Source organism: Actinomycetota bacterium (assembly GCA_036280995.1).
In the GTDB taxonomy this organism is placed as follows: domain Bacteria; phylum Actinomycetota; class CALGFH01; order CALGFH01; family CALGFH01; genus CALGFH01.
The window spans coordinates 1-18,846 of the sequence record DASUPQ010000925.1; the positions used below are offsets into that span (position 1 = coordinate 1).

Consider the following 18,846-nt stretch of genomic DNA (forward strand, 5'->3'; position numbering starts at 1 on the left):
TGCGGCTGCACCTGGAGCGGCCCCTGGTCCTCGACGCCTTCGAGCCGCTGGTCCTGCGGGACAGCGGCCGCGACGAGACCGTCGGCGGGGGCCTGGTCCTCGACCCGTTCCCGCCCGCGGCCGTCCGCGGCACCGCGGCCCGGCTCCGCCGCACCGAGGAGCTGGAGGCCCGCGAGGCCGCCGGCCGCTCCGGCCTGCCGGGGCGGGTCCTGGCCGAACGCGGCGTGGTCCCCCTGGCCGAGCTCCCCCGCCTCGCCGCCGTCGCCCCGGACCGCCTCCCGGCCGCCCTCGCCGCCGCCGGCCCCGGCGTCGTCACCTCCCGGACCCTGGCCTGGACCCGGGCCGCCTGGGATGCGGCGGCGGCGGGCGCCGTCGAGGCGGTCGAGCGGCGGCACCGGGACGACCCGTCCGCGGCCGGCCTGCCGGCCCAGGCGGCCCGGGCGGCCGCCCTCGCCCCTGGCTGGCCGGCCGCGGCCGGCGCCGAGGTGGTGGAGGCGCTGGTCGCCGACGGGCGGCTGGTGGCCGACGGCCCGGCCCTGCGCCTGCCCGGGCACGGATCGCGCCTCGGCCCGGCTCAGCGGGCGCTGCGGGCCAGGGTCGAGGCCGCCCTGGACGAGGCCGGGGTCGGGCTGCTCGGTGACGCCGCCCTGGCCGAGCTCGGCGCCGACCGCAAGGCGGCCGCCCTGCTGGTCCGCCTGGGGGTGCTGGTCCCGGTCGCCCCCGGCGGCTACCTGGGCCGCTCGACCCTGGAGGCGGCGGTCGAGACCCTGCGCCGCAGCTTCCCCGACGGCCGCCCGTTCGCCGCCACCGAGGCCAAGGAGGCCCTCGGCACGACCCGCCGCACCGCCATCCCCCTCCTGGAGCACCTCGACCGCACCGGCGTCACCATCCGCCAGGGCGACCTCCGCCGCCTGGCCTGACGGGCCGGCGGTCGGGCATGGCCGACGGTGGCCGGATGCGCCACCATAGCGCCCATGAGTACGACCGCCCCGACGCGCGAGCGCACCACCGAGCGCGACGACGTCACCGAGCCGGACATCCCCTGGGTGGTGATCGTCTGGAACGACCCGGTGAACCTGATGTCCTACGTCGTGTTCGTGCTCCAGAAGCTGTTCGGCTACGACCGGGAGAAGGCGACCCGGCTGATGCTGGACGTCCATCACAAGGGCAAGGCGGTGGTGTCCAGCGGCCCCAGGGAGAAGGCCGAGTTCGACGTCTACCGCCTCCACGGCCACGGGCTCTGGGCGACCATGCAGAAGGACCGCTAGCCCGTTGGCCGGTTCCTTCAAGCGGATCGGCGCCGACCGGGTACGGGTCCGGCTGGGCCACGACGAGGTCGCCGTGCTCCGCGGCCTTCCCGACCAGCTCCGCACCGTCCTTGGCGAGGGCGAGGACGAGCCCGTCAACCAGCGCCTGTTCCCCCCGGCCTACCTGGACGTGGCCGACATCGAGCACGACGCCGAGTACCACCGCCTCATGCACGACGACCTGGTCAAGGAGAAGCTGGCCAACCTCGACCTGGTCACCGGCACCCTCGCCCGGGGCACGACCTCGGTCCGCCGCTGGACGGTCGAGCTCACCGACGAGGAGGCCACCGCCTGGCTGGGCGTCCTCAACGACCTCCGCCTCGCCCTCGGGATCCGCCTCGACATCACCGAGGACTACGACGGCGACGTCGACCCCACCGACCCCCGCGCCCCCGCCTTCCGCCTCCTCAGCTACCTGGGATGGCTGGAGGAGCAGCTCCTGGACGCCCTCCAGACCTGAGCCGGCGACTCAGGGCTTGGCCGAGAGGCCGGTGCAGCGGCGGAGGGACTGCCAGGAACTGACGGCGCGGGTGGCGGCGGCGCCCTGGAGGGGGATGGGGATGCCGCCGGAGATGGTGGCGGGGACCCAGCGGGAGGCGGTGACGGCGCGGCCTTGCGTGGTGAGGAGGAGGACGCCGCTCTGGGCGGTGAGGCCGCCGCGGGAGTAGAAGACGAAGTTGCCGAGGCCGTAGTGGACGTAGGCGCCGCGCAGGTAGCCGCCGCCGAGGAGGATGTGGGCGTGGGAGCCGACGACCACGTCGGCGCCGGCAGCGACCAGCTTGGGGGCGAGGGCGCGCTGGCGGTCGATCGGGCAGTTGACCAGCTCCCGGCCCCAGTGGAGGTCGACGACCACGGTGTCGGCCGATGCCCTGGCCTCGCGGACTGCGGCCAGCAGGGTGGCCTCCTCGTAGGCCGAGGCCATGCCGGGCTTGTCGTCGCCGGCGGTCCAGGCGGCGGCGAGGCTGCTGTCGAGCACCTGGGTGGCGCCGATCACGGCGATGCGCTGGCCCTTGACGGTGACCAGGTGGGCCCGGTAGGCCTCCTCGGCGTTGCGGCCGACCCCGACAACGGGGAACTTGGCCGCCTTGGCCGCGGCCAGCGAGTCGCGCAGGCCGACCTGGCCGAAGTCCAGGCCGTGGTTGTTGGCCATGCTGGCGACGTCGACCCCGGCCTTGTCCAGGGCGGTGAGGGCGGACGGCGGGGCCCGGAAGGTGAAGTCCTTGGGGGCGGGGGTGCCGCGCTCGGTGATGGCGGTCTCGAGGTTGACCACGGCCAGGTCGGCCCGGCCCAGGACCCCGGCGATCGGGCCGAGGGTGGTGGCCGGGTTGGTGGCCAGCCGGGACTCGATCGCGCCCTCGAAGTGGACGTCGCCCCCGAAGGCGAGGGTGACCGGCTCGCCGGTCGGCTCCCGGCTGGCGCCGGCCCGCTTGGGCGCGGTGGTGGTCGGTCGGGCCGTGGTCGCCGTCGGCTCGGGGGCGGCGGTCGTCTGGGTCGCCTGGCTGGCCGGCTCGGGGTCGCCGCCGCCGCCGCACGCGCTCAGCAACAGCAGCGCCGCCACGGTCAGCGAGGCGACCAGGTGGCGGCGCGTGGGGGACGGTGGGCGGTGGGGTGGACAGGGCACAGCGGACTCCAGGATGCGGCGCTCGGGGAAGCGCCGCCTAGCCTCGCACGCGGCGGGCCGGTCCCGCCAGGGGGGTCAGCGGCCCAGCGGCGGGTGGTACAGCCGGGTCGGCCCGATCGTGTCGTGGCGCGACGGCAGCAGCAGGCTGAAGAACTGGCCGAGCACGTCGTTGGCCCTCGAGGCCGTGTCGCGTGGCCACAGCAGCCGGCCAAGGCGCCCCCGCGAGCGGCGGCGCCTCCGCTTGGACGCCTGTACCTGCCGGAACCGCTCGGCGTCGGCGTGCAGCTCGGCGATGCGCTGGTAGCTGAGCTCCTGGTTCATGTCCTCCCAGCTCATGGCGACCTCCTCCTCGATCTAACACCAGTAATCAGTCTACACTGGTGTTGCCCTTGCTGCAACCGCTAAAATATGATCACTGGTGTTTGGTTAGGAGGATGTCAGATGGAGACGACGGCAGGCGACGAGACCATCCCGAGGGAGCTCGTGGCCGTGCAGGCGCTGGTCAACACCATCGACCTCGAGGACGACGACGACCGGCTGGACAGCCCGGACGCGCTCCGGCGGTTCCTGGCCGGCCAGGGGCTGCTGGACGCCTCCGAGCCGGTCGACCAGGCCGATCTGGCCATGGCCGTCGAGCTGCGCGAGGCCCTGCGGGCGATGCTGCGGGTCAACCACGGCGAGCCGCTCGACCCGGACGCGCTCCAGGTCGTCAACCGGGCCGCGGCCGAGCTCCCGCTCCAGGTGGCCTTCGACGGCGCCGGGCGGCCGGTGCTCGGCCCCGGCACGGCCGGCTGCCGGGGCGCCCTGGCCGCGCTGCTGGCCGGGGTCGCCCAGGCCCACGCCCAGGGCACCTGGGAGCGGCTCAAGGCGTGCTCGGCCGCCTCCTGCCAGTGGGCCTTCTACGACCGGTCCAAGAACCGCTCGGGCCGCTGGTGCTCGATGCAGACCTGCGGGAACCGCACCAAGACCCGCACCTACCGCAGCCGCCGCCGCGCCGGGACCTGACCGCCCTTGGAACAGCGGTCACGTCCCGGAGACGCGGCCGCTGTCTAGGCCACCTCGACGATCGCCTCGACCTCGACGGGGACGCCGAGGGGGAGGGCGGCGACGCCGACGGCCGCCCGGGCGTGGCGGCCGGCGTCGCCGAACACCTCGCCGAACAGCTCGCTGGCCGCGTTGACCACCTTGGGGGCGTCGGTGAACTCCGGGGCGCTGGCCACGAACCCGGTCACCTTGACGATCCGCCGCACCCGGGAGAGCTCGCCCAGCTCGGCCTTGAGGGCCGCGACCACGTTGACCGCGCAGGTGCGGGCGGCGGCGCGTCCGGCCTCCAGGTCGACGTCGGCGCCGAGGTGGCCCAGGTGGGTCGGCTTGCCCTCGACCGTCGGCACCTGCCCCGAGACGTAGACCAGGTTGCCGGTGCGGACGGTCGGCACGTAGGCGGCGACCGGGGCGGCCGGGGCGGGGAGGTCGACGCCGAGCTGCTGGAGGCGCTCCTCGGGGGTTGGCATGGGGGCTCCTTCCTGCGGCCGGCGCGGGTGCCGGCAAGCCTATACGGCGAAGAACGCGCGCACGTCCTCGATCGACCGGGTGAGCCGGGCCGGGGGCAGGCTGGCCAGCAGGGCGGCGCGGTAGCCGGCGTCGGCCAGGCGCCGGTCGAGCACGGCCATGACGCCCCGGTCGGTCTCCGAGCGGACCAGGCGGCCGAGGGCCTGCTGCAGGGAGACGGCGGCGGCCGGCAGCCAGACCTCGGAGAAGCGGGAGCCGCCGGCCCGCTCGACCCGCCGGCCTCGCTCGGCCAGCAGGGGGTCGTCGGGCCGGGGGAACGGCAGCCGGTCGAGCACCAGCAGCGACAGGCTCTCGCCGGGCACGTCGAACCCCTCGAAGAAGGTCCGGGTGGCCACCAGCACGCTGGCCACCTCGTCGCGGAAGCGGGCGGCCAGGCGGGCCGGGACGTCGTCGCCCTGGACCAGCACCTCGTAGGGGAGCTGGGCCAGGGCGGCGGCGAACGACTCGACCGCCCGCCAGGAGGTGCAGAGCACCAGGGCCCGGCCCCGGGCGGCGTCGACCAGGGAGGCGAGCTCGTGCTCGGCCGCGGCCTGGAACCCGTCGGAGGAGGGCTGGGGCACGGACCGGGGCACGTAGAGCAGGGCGTTGCGCTGGAAGTCGAACGGGGAGGAGGCGACCACGGTGGCCGGCTCGCCCACCCCCAGGGCCCGGGCCGCGACCTCCAGGCGCCCGGCCACGGCCAGGGTGGCCGAGCACGCGACGGTGGCCGGCACCCGGTCCCACAGCACGCCCTCCAGCACCGGACCCGGCTCGACCAGCGCCGACCGGATCACCCTGCTCCCGCTCCGCCCCTCCTCCACCCAGACGGCCAGGTCGGAGGCGGGCCCGCCCGGCCGCGCGGGCTCGCCTCCCTGGTCGCCCTGGGCGGCCGGGACGGCGGTGAGGCGCCCCAGGTCGCGGGCGAGGGCGCGGAGGCGGCGGCGGGCGGCGAGCAGGGCGGTGGCCTCGTCGTCGGGGTCGCCCAGGTCCTTGAGGGTGGCGAGCATGGTCTGGAGGTCGTTGCCGAGGGGGGTGAGGGCGGCGGCCAGGGTGGCGTGGGCCCGGCCGCCGGGCTGGACGGGACCGGGGTACAGGTCGGCGGCCAGCTCGGTGTACCGGCCCCGGAGGCGGCGGGACCAGTCGGTGTGCATCCCGGCCGCCTTGGCGGCGGCGTCGGCGGCCGCCCCGGCCCGGCCCATGCGGGCCGCGGTCACGGTGACGCCGTAGAGGTCGGCGGCGTGGTCGGCCAGCCGGTGGGCCTCGTCGACCACGATCACGTCGACCTCGGGCAGCATCACCCCGGGGGCGTCGGACATCGCCCGCAGCTCCAGCTCGAGCAGGAGCAGGTGGTGGTTGGTCACGACCACGTCGACGTCGCGGGCCTGCTCCCGGGCCCGCTCGGCGAAGCAGCGCTGGTGGAAGGCGCAGCCCTTCTGCCCCGGGCAGTCCTCGCCGCTGGTCGAGACCAGGTCCCAGACGTCGTCGCGCACCCCCGGCGGGGCGTCCAGGCGGCTCCCCGTGGTCGACTCGACCGCCCAGGAGGCCACCTCCAGCGCCGCCTCCTCGGCGGGCGTGGCGGCCAGGCGGGTCGCCGCCACCAGGGCCTCGATCCGTGCCCAGCAGGCGTAGTTGCCGCGGCCCATGGCCAGGGCGAAGGTGGTGTCGAAGGCCTCGGCGAGCCGGGGCAGGTCGCGCTCGACCAGCTGCGACTGGAGCGCCTTGGTGGCGGTGGCGACGATCGCCCGCCGCCCGGCGGCCACGATCGGGACCAGGTACCCGAGCGACTTGCCGACCCCGGTCGGGGCGTGGACCAGCAGCGGCGCCTGGGCCTCGAGGGCCTCGGCGACGGCGCTGGCCATGCGCCGCTGGGCCGCCCGCTCGGTCAGGCCGGGCAGGGCGTCGAAGGCGGCCTCGAGGTCCATGGCGCGAACCTAGCGGGCGACCGCGACATCGCGGTCGCTCCGCCCACAGGGCCTAGGCGCCCTTTGGCCGCTTGAAGAAGGCGATCGTGCCGCCGACCTCGGCGGTGTGGACCGCGACCAGCTCCCAGCCGTCGTCGCCCCAGTTGTCGAGGATCTGCTTGGTGTTGTGGGGCAGCAGCGGGACGGTCGCGTACTCCCAGGCGGTCATCGGCACTCCCTTGGCTCGCTTCGGCTACCGGCCAGGGGGGGAGGCTACCGGTCAGCCGGCGCGGCGGGCCAGGAGCTGGCGGCGCTCGTACTCGTTGAGCCCACCCCAGATGCCGTGCGGCTCGCGGACCAGCAGGGCGTACTCGCGGCACTCGACCAGGACCGGGCAGGTACGGCAGATCGCCTTGGCGGCGGACTCGCGGGCCAGCCGCTCCTCCTTGCGCTCCAGGTGGTTGGGCGCGAAGAACAGGTTGGAGACCGGGCCCTTGCAGGCGGCACGGTACTGCCAGCCGATCTGGAGATCCGTCGACGACAGGTCGCCGCCGGTGGCGGCGCCCGATGAGGTGGCCATGCCGATGTTCCTTCCTCGCCCCTATGCTCTCGCGTCACCCTCGGGCCGTCGTGAGCCGGGCACACCGCTCGCGGTCTGGTCGAGCGGCTCCGGAACGCAGCGTAACCCACGGCACCTGCGGCCTCAATCTCCAGGCAGTAACGCTTTTGTTGCGGCCCAGGTATCGCACGACGGCCTTCAACTGGGCGTAAAAGGGGACTAGCCGGGGCGGCCGTTGCCCGGCCCCGGCTGGCGCCCCTCCTCCGGTCCCGGCGGGCTCTGGGACGGGGGCGCCGGCGACACCGCCGGGGGCGCGGCCGGGAGGCCGTTGCCCTGGTCGCCCCGTCCCCCGAACATCCCCAGCAGCTCGATCGGGATCGGCATGACCAGGGTCGAGTTCTGCTCGGTGGCCACGGCGGTGACCGTCTGGAGGAAGCGGATCTGCATGGCCTGAGGGTTCTTGCTCAGGATCACGGCCGCCTCGGCCAGCACCCGCGAGGCCCGCAGCTCGGCGTCGGCCGAGATCAGCAGGGCCTTGGCTTCGCGCCCGGCCTCGGCCTCGCGGGCCATGGCCCGGCGCAGGTCGTCGGGCAGGTCCACGTCCTTTACCTCGACCGAGAGGACCTCGACCCCCCAGTCGTGGGTGACCCGGGCGATGATCCCGTGCAGCTCCCGGTTGATCGCCTCGCGCTCGCTGAGCAACGTCTCCAGGTCGTACTTGCCGAGGCTGGCGCGGAGGTTCGTCTGGGCGGTCTGGCTGACCGCGAACAGGTAGTTCTGCACCCTCACGACCGCGGGGACCGGGTCCACCACCTTGGCGTAGATCACGGCGTCGACCCGCATGGTGACGTTGTCCTTGGTGATCACGTCCTGGGGCGGCACGTTCATGGCCACCGTCTGGATGGTGACCTTGCGCATCCGGTCGATGCCGAACGGCAGCAGGATGATCAGGCCGGGCCCCTTGGGCCTGCCCCGGACGCGGCCCAGCCGGAACACCACCCCGCGCTCGTACTCCTGCAGCACGTGGACCATGGAGATGACGCCCCAGATGATCAGGGCGATCACGGCGATGACGATCAGGACGACCACCCAGGTCTCCATGGCCTGTCCCTCCCGTCCAGGTCGTCCGGTTCCGGAGCGCTGCGCTTAGTTTGTCACAGGATGTGGACGACCGGACCCCTCGCGGCCGAGGTCGGTGACCGGACCCTCGGCGAGGCCGCCGGCGCCCCCGGTGAACAGGCGCCAGAAGGCGTCGGCGGCCAGGATGAACGGCAGGTAGCCGAGGTAGCCGAGGATCGGCATCTCGAACATCGGGAAGAAGCCGACGTACGGGATGCGGTACTGCCAGAACGGCAGGGCGCCGAAGTTCCACAGCTCCCACAGGATGCCGGTGCCGAGACCGGCCACGGCCAGCAGCAGCACCGGCCCGGCGCGGCCCCGGCGGACCAGGCCGATGATGCTCGGCCGGCCGCGCAGCTCGGCGATCCCGTCCAGCACGGCCAGCGGGGCCAGCCAGACCAGCGGGTAGGTCTGGTCGGGGAACAGGTACAGCAGGGGCACGCAGGCCAGGCCGGCGACGACCAGGGCGGTGGCGGTCCAGGACGGCAGCGGGATGGCCGGCGGGTGCGGGAACCGCACGAAGGAGCGCAGCAGGTCGCGGGACTCGGCCAGCGCCGGCAGCACGAACAGGAACGAGATGGTCTTGAGGATGACGTGGGCCTGCCCGCCGTAGACGGTGGTGCCGACGTACTTCCAATTCTCCAGGCGCCAGTTGGCGATCTCGAAGGCCCACCAGAAGGGCGCGCTCAGGGCGAACATGGCCACCACCCGCCAGCCGCCGCCGTGGAGCAGGGAGTGGCCGGCCCGCGCCCAGACGACCGCGTCGGCGGCCAGGATGAAGCCGCTCCAGACAAGGTCGAACCAGTAGCCGCGGAACGGCTCGACCTCGGCCAGGCTGGTCCCCCAGCCGAAGGCAACGACGGCCAGGCCCGCGACCAGCTGCAGGGCCACGAGGCGGCGGTCGGGCGGGCGGCGGCCGGTGCCGGCGTCCCCCGCACGCTCCCTGGTGTCCTCCCGCCTACTCACGGCCGGCCGGCTCGGCGACGGAGGTGGCGCGGCGGCCACGGCGGCGGGTGGGCCGGACGGCGGAGGGGTCCTCGGGGTCGACCTGGAGGATGCCGTCGACCACCGCCGACACGCGGATCCGCTGCCCGGTGCCGAGGCTGCCCTCGCCCGTGGCCAGCCGGGCCCGCCACATGGCGCCGTCGACCACCACGATGCCGCCCGGGTTCAGCATGCTGCGCACGACCCCTCTGGATCCGACCAGGGCCTCGGTGCCCATCGGCACCTGGCGCTGGGAGCGCAGGATCACGGTCAGGATGACCACGAACCAGGCCAGCGACCACAGCACCCCGAGGACGGCCAGCCGGCCGTCGACCCGCAGCAGCGGCGAGGGGCTGGAGAACAGCCACCAGGAGCCGGCGGCGGTCAGCCCGGCCGCCCCGGCCGTGGCCAGGCCAAGGCCGCCAACGGCGGCGTCGACCGTGAACAGGGCCTGACCGGCCAGGAGCAGGGCCAGGGCGAGCCAGTTGGTGGGCAGGATGGCCAGCGCGAACGCGGCCAGCAGGGCGCAGACCAGCCCGGCCGCCCCGGCGACCCCGAACCCCGGCTGGAACCACTCGAAGGAGAGGCAGGCGGCCGCGGCCAGGAGCAGCAGGTAGGCCAGGGTCGGGTTGGCCAGGCCGTGCATGACCCGGTCGAGCAGGGAGCGGGACAGGAACCGGACCTGGAAGCCGGTCACCTCGAGCGGGCGGCCGTCGGCCTCCTGGCCGTCGAGCCGCCGCACCGCGTCGGGCAGGGACTCGGCCTGGTAGTCGGCCAGCCCGGCCGCCTCCGCGGCCGCCCCGCCGAGGGTCGCCCCTCGGACCGCCGGCGGGAGCCCGGAGCGCGCGAACAGCGCCGCCTCGGCCGCGGGGTCGCGGCCCTTGCCCAGCTCGGCCGGGAGCGCCGGCCCGATCCGGGCGTCCCTGGCCACCCCGACCACGTCGGCCCCGGCGAGCACGAACGTCGCCGCCCCGGCGGCCTCGGCGGACCGCGGCCCGACCCACACCGCCACCGGCAGCCCGGCCGCGGCCACCACCTCCCGGACCTCGCCCGGGTCGACCCCGAGCCCCCCGAAGCTCGACAGCTGGACGAGGAACACCCGCGCCCCCCGGCGCTCGGCCCCGGCCAGGTCGTCCCGGAGCGCCCCGAGCACGCTGGCGTCCAGCACCCCCGACGCCTCGAACACCTCGACCACCGGCCCCTGGGCCTGCCCCCGCGCGGGCAGCAGCCCGACGGTGGCCAGCAGCGCACCGGCAAGACAGAGGAGGGAGGCGGCTCGTCGCATCGCCCCCAGCGTAGCCGACCCCGGTACCGAGGCGCCCCACCCCGCGGCCCACCGCCGCGCGGTCACGCCGGAACCCGGCCCGCCGATGCCGGGGCCCCCGGTGGGGGCTATCCCGGGACGCGAGCTGGTGCTCCCGGTTGTCCACAGGCCCCTGGCGGCTACGATGGCGCGCATGCTCAAGGTGCTCGAAGGTTCGCGGCTGCTCGTGGTCACCGGCAAGGGTGGGACCGGGAAGACCACGGTGGCGGCCGGTCTCGCCGTGGCCGCGGCCGGGCGGGGACGGCGGGTGCTGGTCGCCGAGGTCGAGGGCCGGCAGGGGCTGGCCGGGCTGTTCGGGCGAGGGGCGCTGGACCACCGGGAGGCGCGGGTCGCCGACGGGGTCAACGCGCTGGCCATCGACCCTGACGAGTCCCTGCGCGAGTACCTGGCCCGGTACGGGTTCGCGCCGCTGGCCAGGCTGCTGACCTGGGCGCATCTCAACCGCTTCATCACCGCGGCCGCGCCCGGGCTGGGGGACGTGCTGCTGGTCGGGAAGGTGTGGGAGGCGGCGACCCGGACCGGTCCCGGTGGGTCGGGCGCCTACGACCTGGTCGTGCTGGACGCGCCGCCGACCGGGCGGGTGGTGCCGTTCCTGCGGGCGCCGGAGACGGTGGCCGAGCTCGCCCGGGTGGGGCCGATCCGGCACCAGGCCGACCGGGTCCGGGCCCTGCTCGACGACCCCGGGCAGACGGCGGTCGTCCTCACCTGCCTGCCCGAGGAGCTGCCGGTGACCGAGACCCTGGAGGGGGTCGCGGCCCTCAAGGAGGCCGGGCTGCCGGTGGCCGGCGTGGTCGCCAACCAGGTCACCGGCGACCGGCTGGGCGGGCGCGCCGGGCGGCTGGCCGCTCTGGCCAGGGACCCGGCGCCGCTGGCCGCGGCCGCGGCCGCGGCCGGGGCCAAGCTGGACGGGGCGGCCCTCGCGACCCTGGTCGGCGAGGCCCGCGACCGCCAGCGCCAGGTCACGCGGGAGCGCCGCCTGCTCAAGGAGCTGCGGGATGGGCTGGACGGGCTGCCCATGGTCGAGCTGCCGTTCCTGGCCGGCGGCGCCGGCGGCCTCGCCGAGGTCCGCACCCTCGCCAGCCACCTGACCCCGGGCGCCCCAGCGGATGCCTCAGGTAGCGCCTCCGCGGGCGCTGAGGCGGGGCTGTGGACGGCGCCGAGCACCCAATCCGGCCGCCGGCCACCCTCCCGTTCGGGTGCCCCACCAACCCAGGGTCCGGGTGCCACGCACCCTGAGGCCGAGACCGGGGAGGCCGGCAGGTGACCGCCCGGGCCGCGGGCACACCGAGGACCACCCGAACCAGGGTCGCGGCCAAGACCACCCGGCCGACCCGGCGGGCGGCTACGACGGTCGTTCCCGGGCCGGGGTCGCCGTTGGGGGAGCTGGCGCGGGAGGCGCGGATCATCGTCTGCTGCGGGTCGGGGGGCGTGGGCAAGACCTCGACCGCGGCCGCGGTGGCGCTGTGGGCGGCGGAGACGGGGCGGCGGACCTGCGTGCTCACCATCGACCCGGCGCGGCGGCTCGCCCAGGCCCTCGGGCTGGACCTGCTCTCCAACACGCCTAGGCCGGTCCGGGCCAAGGGGCTGCCGGCCCGGGGGCCGGGGAGCCTGGACGCGATGATGCTGGACATGCGCCGCACCTTCGACGAGGTGATCGAGCGCTACGCCCGCGACACCGAGCAGGCCGACCGCATCCTGGCCAACCGGTTCTACCAGCGGCTGTCCTCCACCCTGGCCGGCACCCAGGAGTACATGGCCATGGAGAAGCTGTACGAGCTGCACGAGTCCCAGCGTTACGACCTGCTGGTGGTCGACACCCCGCCGACCCGCTCGGCGCTCGACTTCCTCGACGCCCCCGACAACCTGAACGAGCTGCTGGACGCCCGCGCCTTCCGGCTGCTGATCGCCCCGGCCCAGCGGATCGGGCGCGGCTACCTGCGCGGGCTGAACCTGGCCACCACGGCCATGACCAAGATGGTCCGGCGGGTCACCGGGTCGGAGCTGCTGGCCGAGGTCGGCGAGTTCTTCGCCGCCTTCGAGGGCATGTACGACGGCTTCAAGGAGCGCGCCGGGCTGGTCTACGACCAGCTCAAGCACCCGAGCACGGCGTTCGTGGTGGTGGCCACGCCCGACGGGGCGGCGCTGCGCGAGGCCGCCTACTTCGCCGGCCGCCTGGCCGCCGACCGCATGCCGCTGGGCGCGCTGGTCGTGAACCGCATCCACCGGGCGGGGCCGGTCCCCGAGGTCCCGGCGGCCGCCCGCCGCCGCCTGGCCGCCGATGGGGCCGACGGCCGCCTGCTGGCCGACCTGCTGGAGCTGCACGACGGCCTGGAGGCGCTGGCCGCGGCCGAGCAGCGCCGCGTCCGCGACCTGCTGGACAGGGTCCCGAACCTGGGCGTGGTCCAGGTCCCCCTGCTCGCCGACGACGTGCATGACCTGCCAGGGCTGCGCAGATTAGGCGCGCACCTCTTTGCCTGACGCCGTCCCTGGTTCATTCGGGGGGGAGTCCTCCCCCCCGAACCCCTCCAGGATCCGCTCCACCTCGTCCAGCACCTCGCTGCGGACCCGGCCCGGGTCGTCGCTGCGGGTGTCGACCCAGAAGGTGAGGCGCAGGGCACGGCCGTCCTGGCCCAGGTTCTGGGTGAGCAGGCGGGGCGCGGGGTCGTCGCTGACCCCCTCGACCCCGGCCGCCGCGGCCAGCACCAGCTCCCGAGCCCTGGCCACGTCCTGGCCGTAGGGGACCTCCAGCGGCACCATGACCCGGCGGCGCATGGTCGCGGTGGCGTTGGTCAGGACCTGGGTGAACAGCAGCTTGTTGGGGACCAGGACGAGCTGGCCGTCGGGGGCGCGCAGCCGGGTCGCCCGAACCCGGATCTCCTCGACCTCGCCCTCGGCCTCGGCGATGGCGATGTGGTCGCCCTCGGTGAAGGGGTGCTCCAGCAGGAGCACGATGCCGGCGCTGAAGTTGCTGACGATGTCCTGGAGGGCGAAGCCGAGGGCGACGGTGGCCAGCCCCAGGCTGCCGATGAGGACGCCGAGGTTGACCCCGCCGATGGAGAGGGCGACGACCAGCCCGATCGCCACCGTGGCGTAGAAGGCCAGGGTGGCCACCACCACCCGGACGTGGCGCTCGGCGTCGGCGCGGACCAGCGCCCGCTCCATCCCCCGGCGCACCAGCCGGGCCACCACCACGGTGAGCACGAGGACGATCAGCGCGCCCAGCAGGTTCGGCAGCTGATCGACGAAGGCGTAGGCGAACTGGCGGAACGCCTCCTGCAAGCGTTCCAGCGGGCGGCCTCCTCATAACGTTCGGGCGTCGAATTGCCCCTGCCGATCGACCACCCTATATCATCCGATGAGCATGGCCGACGCCCCGATCCCTGCGCCGCCAGCCCGTCTCTCCCGCGGTCGTGCAGCCTCCGTGGTGGGCGGTCGGCTGGTGCTGATCGTCGCCCTGATCACCGGCGTCGCCCTCGTCGCCAGCGTGGCCGCGCTCCCCCTGGTCGTCCCGGCGGGCGGCCTGGCCAGGGACACGGCCAACAAGCTGGTCGACGTGCCGCCGCTCCAGGAGGCCCTGCCCGACCCGGCCCAACGCTCGATCATCTACGCCGCCGACGGCAAGACGGCCCTGGCCACCATCTGGCTGGACGAGAACCGCAAGGTGGTCGGCCTCAAGAACATCCCCAAGCGGGTCCGCAACGCCGTCATCGCGATCGAGGACGACCGGTTCTACGAGCACGAAGGCGTCGACTTCCGCGGCATCGCCCGGGCGGCCGTGACCGACCTGCGCTCGCGCCGGATCGCCCAGGGCGGCAGCACCCTGACCCAGCAGCTGGTCAAGCTCACCATCACCGGCAACTCGCGGACCCTCGACCGCAAGCTGCGCGAGGCCATCTACGCGGTCGAGCTGGAGCGGCGCTACAGCAAGGACGAGATCCTCCAGTACTACCTGAACCAGGCCTACTTCGGCGAGGGGGTCTACGGCATCGCCACCGCCGCCCAGCACTACTTCGGGAACAGCTCGATCAAGTTCGTCACCCTCGGCCAGGCGGCCTCGCTGGCGGCGACCATCGCCGCCCCCGAGCGGTACAAGCCGACGGCCAGGAAGGCCAACAAGGACCGGCGCAACCTGGTCCTCGACCGCATGCTGGAGCTCGGCATGGCCACCCCCAAGGAGGTGGCCAAGGCCAAGAAGGAGAACATCAAGGTCAACCGGTACACGCCCCCCAGACGTCAGCCCTACTGGCAGCGCTACATCGTCAACCAGCTCCTGAACGACCCCAGGTACAACAAGGCCCTTGGCAAGGTCGGCACCGACGAGCGCAAGCGCAAGGTGTTCCAGGGCGGCCTGCGCATCTACACCACCCTTCAGCGCCCCAAGCAGGCCATGGCCACCAACGCCGTCCAGGGCCAGATGGACCGGTTCCGCGGCGACCCGGCCGGGGCGCTGGCCAGCGTCGAGCCCAGCACGGGCCGGATCGTCGCCCTCTACGGCGGCCGAAGCTTCAAGAAGTCCCAGGTCGACCTGGCCACTGCCCAGGGCGGCACCGGCTTCCAGCCGGGGTCGGCGTTCAAGATGTTCTTCGTCGTGGCCGCCCTGGAGAAGGGCATCTCCCCCGGGATCGTCATGCCCGGCCCGGCCCAGATCACCATCCCCGACCGCCGCTGCTACACCGGCTTCAACCAGCCCTGGACCCCCGGGAACGCCGGCGACTCCAGCGCCGGGACCTACAACATGTACGGGGCCACGGCCAACTCGGTGAACACCTGGTTCGCCCAGCTCGCGGTGAAGGTCGGCCCCGAGCGGGCGGTCGAGGTGGCCCGCCGGATGGGCATCACCAACATCCCGCCCCGCAACAGCAAGGCCTACGCCTCCTGGAACGTCTGCTCGCTGGTCCTGGGGGCCAGGGAGGTCTCGGTCCTCGACATGGCCGGCGCCTTCGGCGTGCTCGCCAACAAGGGCGTCCGCTGCACGCCCTACTCCATCACCAAGGTGGTGGCGCCGGGCGAGCGCAAGCCGCTGATCGAGAACAAGCCCGACTGCAAGCAGGTCATCAGCGAGAAGATCTCCACCCGGACCGTGGCCATGCTGCGCGGGGTCATCACCAACGGCACCGGCGGCCGGGCGGCCCTGGCCGGCGGCCGGCCGGTGGCCGGCAAGACCGGCAGCGCCCAGAACAACACCAGCGCCTTCTTCTCCGGGTTCACCCCCCAGCTCTCCACCTCGGTCTGGGTCGGCTACCGGGCCAGGCGGGTGCCGATGACCAACCTGTACAACGGCAGCCCGGTCTACGGCGGGACCTTCCCGGCGATCATCTTCAAGAACTACATGGACGCGGCCCTGGCCGGCCAGCCGGCCGTCGGGTTCCCGGCGGCGCCCCCGCCCCCGGCCCCACCGCAGGTGGGCGTGCCCGACGTGGTCGGCCTCTCCCAGGAGACGGCCCAGGCGGTGCTGGCCCGGGCCGGGTTCGGCAGCCAGGTCAAGCCGGTCCGCAGCGCCCAGCCCAAGGGCCGGGTGGTCCGCCAGGCGCCCCGCCCCGGGGGCCGCCTGCGCCAGGGCAGCACCGTCATCCTGGCCGTCTCCGCCGGCCGCGGTGGCGGTGGCGGAGGGAACAACGTGATCGTGCCCGGGGTGGTCGGGCTCCAGGCCGGCGTGGCCAGGACGGTCCTGACCCGGGCCGGGCTGAGCTCCGGCCTGGCCTACACCAACAGCGGCCAGCCGGGCCGGGTCGCCGCCCAGAGCCCGGGCGCCGGCGCCCGGCTGCCCAGGGACTCCTACGTCACCCTGGTGGTGAGCCGGCGGAGCTAGCCGCCGAGGCGCTCCAGCACCAGGCGGCGGACCTCGTTGCCGTCGGCGCGGCCCTTGACCTGAGGCATGAGGCGGCCCATGACCTTGCCGAGCTCCCTGGGGCCGCTGGCCCCCGAGGCCGTGACCGCCTCGTCGACCAGCCGGGCCAGCTCGGCCGGGGCGAGGGCCGCCGGCAGGAACCGCTCCAGCACCGACCGCTCGTAGGCCTCCTGGTCGGCCCGCTCGGCCCGCCCGGCGTCCCGGTAGACCTGCTCGGCCTCGCGGCGCTTGCGGGCCTCCCGCTGGAGCACGGCCACGGCCTCGTCGTCCGACAGGTCCTTGCGGGCGTCGATGGCGGCCGACTTGAGCGCCGACAGGGCCAGGCGCAGGGCGGCCGTCTCCCGGGGCTCGCGGGCCTTCATGGCCTGGAACATCGCCTGTTGCACGTCGTCGATGAGCATGGGCCGAGCCTACAGCTACAATCCTCGTTCATCCCAGGCAGACCTCCCAGGAGCGCGACCGCATGCCCGCCACCACGTCGAAGGTTGCCCTGCTGGCCGGGGCGGTGGCCGCGGCCGGGGCGGCCTGCGTCGGCTACGGCGTCCTGGTCGAGCGGGACTGGTACCGGCTGCGGCGGGAGCGGGTCGAGGCCCTGGCCCCGGGGCAGGCGCCGCTCACCGTGCTGCACCTGTCGGACCTGCACCTGACGGCCGCCGACACCCGGCGGGTGGCGTTCCTGGAGCGGCTGGCCGGCGAGCGGGTCGACCTGGTCGTGCTGACCGGGGACATGCTCGGCGAGCCCGGGGCGCTCGACCCGGTCCTGGACGCCCTTGGGCGGTTCCGGCCGCGGCTGGGGGCGGTGGCCGTGCTCGGGTCCAACGACTACTGGGCGCCCCGGTTCCGCAACCCGCTCACCTACTTCGTCGGGCCCAGCTCGCGCCGGCACCGCAGCTCGGGCCGCAACCCGTGGCGGGAGCTGGTCGACGGCCTCGAGACCAGGGGCTGGACGGTGTTGTCCAACCGCCGCGGCCGGCTCGGCGACGTCGAGCTGGCCGGCATGGACGACCCCCACATCCGCCGCGACGACCCCGAGGTCGCCGTCCCCCCGAACAGCCAGGTCCGCCTCCGCCTCGGCCTGGTCCACAGCCCCTACCGGCGGGCCCTCGACGCCTTCGAGCGCAACGGCTACGGGCTCCTGCTGGCCGGCCACACCCACGGCGGCCAGGTCCGCCTGCCCGGGGTCGGGGCCCTGGTGACCAACTGCGACCTGCCGCGGGACCAGGTGCGCGGCCTGTCCCGCTGGGGGTCGAGCTGGCTGCACGTCTCGGCCGGCCTCGGCACCAGCAAGTACGCCCCGTTCCGCTTCGCCTGCCGCCCCGAGGCCTCCCTCCTCACGGTGGTCCCCAGGGCTGGCTGACCGGTTCTGCAAATCTCCCCGTACCATCTACCTGGAGCGGGCAGGGAGTGGGGAGATGGCCAAGGCCGGGACGGAGCGCGAGCCGGCTGGCCGGCTCGGCCCTGAGGCGCACATCGAGCGGGCGGTCGGCGGGCTCTACCGCTTCCTGGGCGGCAACCGCTGGACCCGGTTCCCGTGGGCGGTGGTGCAGACCTTCTCCAAGGCCGAGGGCGCGCTGCTGTCGGGCAGCATGGCCTACTACACCTTCCTGTCGCTGCTGCCGCTGCTGATGGTGGCGGCGTTCGTGCTCGCCACCTTCGCCAGCCCCGAGCCCGATGCCAAGGAGGCGGTCGCCGAGGCGCTCAACCAGGTCTTCCCCGGCATCGGCAGCGAGGTGTTCAACGAGGTCATCAACCAGGTCATCGCCAACCGGGCCGCCCTCGGGGTGTTCGGTCTGCTCAGCGTCGCCTACGCCGGCAGCGGCTTCGTCGGCTCGATGACGGCCTGCCTGAACCGCATGTGGCGGCTGCCCAGCGGCCGCAACCCGGTCGGCCAGAAGATCGTCAACATCCTGATCGTGGTCCTGCTCGGCTCCGTGCTGCTCGGCTCGGCCCTGCTCACCATCTGGGTGTCGGCCACCGCCCAGCAGACCCTCGACCGGTTCGGCGTCCCCCGCACCAGCTCGGTGGTGTCGCTGATCGAGGAGCTGGCCGCACCGGCCTCGATGCTGATCGTGCTCCTGCTGCTGTACCGGCTGCTGCCGGCGCGCCGGCACTCCTGGCTCAGCCAGGTCCCAGGGGCCGTCTTCGGCGCCATCGGGTTCTACGTGCTCAAGCGCGGCTTCGACTACTGGGCCAGCCACTCGGCCGGCATCGGCGCCCTGCCCCGGTCGCTGGTCTCGGTGACCCTGCTGCTGGTCTGGCTCGGCTTCTTCGGCCAGCTGATCCTCTACGGGGCCGCCCTCAACGTGGTCCTCGACCGCCGCCGCCGGGGCGAGCCCATCTTCGAGACGCCCCCGCTGGACGACAGGGACCCGTAAGCCGTTTCCGGTGGTGCCGGGCGGTAGGCTGTTGAGCAGGAGCCGCAACGGAGCAGGGGTCATGGCCACAGAGCTCGAGCGAAACGCCAAACCGGACCTGCGCCAGGTGCCGCAGCCCAACGCCGAGGAGCGTTACCAGTCGCTCGGCTACCGGGCCAAGAAGGCCCTGCTCGGCCCGCCGTTCAAGACCGCCCAGCTGGCCCACGAGCGGATCTCCAAGCGGGTCGCGCTGGCCGTGTTCTCCTCCGACCCGATCTCCT

General features: G+C 74.3%; 21 protein-coding genes. 10 read left to right on the forward strand and 11 right to left on the reverse strand.

Annotation, left to right across the window (positions count from 1 at the left end):
- The 3 genes from VF468_30805 to VF468_30815 form a co-directional block, all read left to right on the forward strand.
- Positions 1-920: SelB C-terminal domain-containing protein (locus VF468_30805; GenBank protein ID HEX5882676.1), on the forward strand; the 920-nt coding region annotated here is incomplete at its 5' end.
- 54 nt (positions 921-974) lie between these two features.
- Complete coding sequence (gene clpS, locus VF468_30810; GenBank protein HEX5882677.1) at positions 975-1,268, forward strand: ATP-dependent Clp protease adapter ClpS; 294 nt, start codon at positions 975-977, stop codon at positions 1,266-1,268.
- Positions 1,269-1,272: 4 nt separating this feature from the next.
- The gene (locus tag VF468_30815; GenBank protein ID HEX5882678.1) at positions 1,273-1,767 is read left to right on the forward strand and encodes a DUF2017 family protein; all 495 of its coding nucleotides are present in this window, start codon (positions 1,273-1,275) and stop codon (positions 1,765-1,767) included.
- Between the two features lie 9 nt (positions 1,768-1,776).
- Here VF468_30815 and VF468_30820 read toward each other — a convergent pair whose 3' ends face one another.
- Both VF468_30820 and VF468_30825 read right to left on the reverse strand, forming a co-directional pair.
- The gene (locus tag VF468_30820; GenBank protein HEX5882679.1) at positions 1,777-2,928 is read right to left on the reverse strand and encodes a CapA family protein; all 1,152 of its coding nucleotides are present in this window, start codon (positions 2,926-2,928) and stop codon (positions 1,777-1,779) included.
- Between the two features lie 75 nt (positions 2,929-3,003).
- On the reverse strand, positions 3,004-3,264 hold the full coding sequence (locus tag VF468_30825) for a hypothetical protein (protein HEX5882680.1): 261 nt from the start codon (positions 3,262-3,264) through the stop codon (positions 3,004-3,006).
- Positions 3,265-3,369: 105 nt separating this feature from the next.
- Between VF468_30825 and VF468_30830 the strand changes: the two genes are divergently transcribed.
- The gene (locus tag VF468_30830; GenBank protein HEX5882681.1) at positions 3,370-3,933 is read left to right on the forward strand and encodes a CGNR zinc finger domain-containing protein; all 564 of its coding nucleotides are present in this window, start codon (positions 3,370-3,372) and stop codon (positions 3,931-3,933) included.
- A 44-nt stretch (positions 3,934-3,977) separates the two neighbouring features.
- Here the strand turns inward: VF468_30830 and VF468_30835 are convergent, their stop codons facing one another.
- The 7 genes from VF468_30835 to VF468_30865 all read right to left on the reverse strand — a co-directional run bounded on the left by VF468_30835 (position 3,978) and on the right by VF468_30865 (position 10,324).
- Entirely contained in the window at positions 3,978-4,439 is a 462-nt protein-coding gene (locus tag VF468_30835; protein HEX5882682.1) for a RidA family protein, read from the reverse strand.
- Positions 4,440-4,478: 39 nt separating this feature from the next.
- Entirely contained in the window at positions 4,479-6,398 is a 1,920-nt protein-coding gene (locus tag VF468_30840) for an ATP-dependent DNA helicase (GenBank protein ID HEX5882683.1), read from the reverse strand.
- 52 nt (positions 6,399-6,450) lie between these two features.
- Positions 6,451-6,606, reverse strand: a complete 156-nt coding sequence (locus VF468_30845) for a hypothetical protein (GenBank protein HEX5882684.1) — start codon at positions 6,604-6,606, stop codon at positions 6,451-6,453.
- Positions 6,607-6,657: 51 nt separating this feature from the next.
- Positions 6,658-6,957 (reverse strand): WhiB family transcriptional regulator, encoded by a 300-nt coding sequence (locus tag VF468_30850; protein ID HEX5882685.1) that lies wholly within the window; start codon positions 6,955-6,957, stop codon positions 6,658-6,660.
- Between the two features lie 198 nt (positions 6,958-7,155).
- Positions 7,156-8,037 carry a slipin family protein gene (locus tag VF468_30855; GenBank protein HEX5882686.1) on the reverse strand — a complete coding sequence of 294 codons (882 nt, stop codon included), beginning with the start codon at positions 8,035-8,037 and terminating at the stop codon, positions 7,156-7,158.
- A 45-nt stretch (positions 8,038-8,082) separates the two neighbouring features.
- Entirely contained in the window at positions 8,083-9,021 is a 939-nt protein-coding gene (locus tag VF468_30860; GenBank protein ID HEX5882687.1) for a hypothetical protein, read from the reverse strand.
- Complete coding sequence (locus tag VF468_30865; GenBank protein HEX5882688.1) at positions 9,014-10,324, reverse strand: NfeD family protein; 1,311 nt, start codon at positions 10,322-10,324, stop codon at positions 9,014-9,016. The genes VF468_30860 and VF468_30865 overlap by 8 nt, the downstream gene beginning before the upstream one ends.
- 172 nt (positions 10,325-10,496) lie before the next feature.
- Here VF468_30865 and VF468_30870 point away from each other — a divergent pair, with 172 nt between their 5' ends.
- Together VF468_30870 and VF468_30875 are read left to right on the forward strand one after the other, a co-directional pair.
- Positions 10,497-11,627 carry an ArsA-related P-loop ATPase gene (locus VF468_30870; GenBank protein ID HEX5882689.1) on the forward strand — a complete coding sequence of 377 codons (1,131 nt, stop codon included), beginning with the start codon at positions 10,497-10,499 and terminating at the stop codon, positions 11,625-11,627.
- Positions 11,624-12,841: an ArsA-related P-loop ATPase gene (locus VF468_30875; protein HEX5882690.1), complete on the forward strand. Its 1,218-nt coding sequence runs from the start codon at positions 11,624-11,626 to the stop codon at positions 12,839-12,841. The genes VF468_30870 and VF468_30875 overlap by 4 nt, the downstream gene beginning before the upstream one ends.
- Here VF468_30875 and VF468_30880 read toward each other — a convergent pair.
- Complete coding sequence (locus VF468_30880) at positions 12,818-13,642, reverse strand: mechanosensitive ion channel family protein (protein HEX5882691.1); 825 nt, start codon at positions 13,640-13,642, stop codon at positions 12,818-12,820. The two genes, VF468_30875 and VF468_30880, sit on opposite strands and share 24 nt — an antisense overlap.
- 145 nt (positions 13,643-13,787) lie before the next feature.
- Here VF468_30880 and VF468_30885 point away from each other — a divergent pair, with 145 nt between their 5' ends.
- Positions 13,788-16,172: a transglycosylase domain-containing protein gene (locus tag VF468_30885; protein HEX5882692.1), complete on the forward strand. Its 2,385-nt coding sequence runs from the start codon at positions 13,788-13,790 to the stop codon at positions 16,170-16,172.
- Here the strand turns inward: VF468_30885 and VF468_30890 are convergent.
- On the reverse strand, positions 16,169-16,612 hold the full coding sequence (locus VF468_30890; protein ID HEX5882693.1) for a GatB/YqeY domain-containing protein: 444 nt from the start codon (positions 16,610-16,612) through the stop codon (positions 16,169-16,171). The two genes, VF468_30885 and VF468_30890, sit on opposite strands and share 4 nt — an antisense overlap.
- 62 nt (positions 16,613-16,674) lie before the next feature.
- Here VF468_30890 and VF468_30895 point away from each other — a divergent pair, with 62 nt between their 5' ends.
- From VF468_30895 to VF468_30905, 3 genes are all read left to right on the forward strand, one after another.
- Positions 16,675-17,568: a metallophosphoesterase gene (locus VF468_30895; GenBank protein ID HEX5882694.1), complete on the forward strand. Its 894-nt coding sequence runs from the start codon at positions 16,675-16,677 to the stop codon at positions 17,566-17,568.
- A 55-nt stretch (positions 17,569-17,623) separates the two neighbouring features.
- Entirely contained in the window at positions 17,624-18,586 is a 963-nt protein-coding gene (locus VF468_30900; GenBank protein ID HEX5882695.1) for a YihY/virulence factor BrkB family protein, read from the forward strand.
- 61 nt (positions 18,587-18,647) lie between these two features.
- The coding region (locus VF468_30905; GenBank protein ID HEX5882696.1) for a hypothetical protein at positions 18,648-18,846 on the forward strand (199 nt) is incomplete at its 3' end.

What these genes read in the sequence shown, in the direction of transcription:
- VF468_30835 (HEX5882682.1), bottom strand. Translation starts at nt 4,439, where the DNA reads ATGCCAACCCCCGAGGAGCGCCTCCAGCAGCTCGGCGTCGACCTCCCC.
- VF468_30850 (HEX5882685.1), bottom strand. Translation starts at nt 6,957, where the DNA reads ATGGCCACCTCATCGGGCGCCGCCACCGGCGGCGACCTGTCGTCGACG.
- VF468_30840 (HEX5882683.1), bottom strand. Translation starts at nt 6,398, where the DNA reads ATGGACCTCGAGGCCGCCTTCGACGCCCTGCCCGGCCTGACCGAGCGG.
- VF468_30830 (HEX5882681.1), top strand. Translation starts at nt 3,370, where the DNA reads ATGGAGACGACGGCAGGCGACGAGACCATCCCGAGGGAGCTCGTGGCC.
- VF468_30890 (HEX5882693.1), bottom strand. Translation starts at nt 16,612, where the DNA reads ATGCTCATCGACGACGTGCAACAGGCGATGTTCCAGGCCATGAAGGCC.
- VF468_30870 (HEX5882689.1), top strand. Translation starts at nt 10,497, where the DNA reads ATGCTCAAGGTGCTCGAAGGTTCGCGGCTGCTCGTGGTCACCGGCAAG.
- VF468_30825 (HEX5882680.1), bottom strand. Translation starts at nt 3,264, where the DNA reads ATGAGCTGGGAGGACATGAACCAGGAGCTCAGCTACCAGCGCATCGCC.
- VF468_30845 (HEX5882684.1), bottom strand. Translation starts at nt 6,606, where the DNA reads ATGACCGCCTGGGAGTACGCGACCGTCCCGCTGCTGCCCCACAACACC.
- VF468_30855 (HEX5882686.1), bottom strand. Translation starts at nt 8,037, where the DNA reads ATGGAGACCTGGGTGGTCGTCCTGATCGTCATCGCCGTGATCGCCCTG.
- VF468_30900 (HEX5882695.1), top strand. Translation starts at nt 17,624, where the DNA reads ATGGCCAAGGCCGGGACGGAGCGCGAGCCGGCTGGCCGGCTCGGCCCT.
- VF468_30895 (HEX5882694.1), top strand. Translation starts at nt 16,675, where the DNA reads ATGCCCGCCACCACGTCGAAGGTTGCCCTGCTGGCCGGGGCGGTGGCC.
- clpS (HEX5882677.1), top strand. Translation starts at nt 975, where the DNA reads ATGAGTACGACCGCCCCGACGCGCGAGCGCACCACCGAGCGCGACGAC.
- VF468_30865 (HEX5882688.1), bottom strand. Translation starts at nt 10,324, where the DNA reads ATGCGACGAGCCGCCTCCCTCCTCTGTCTTGCCGGTGCGCTGCTGGCC.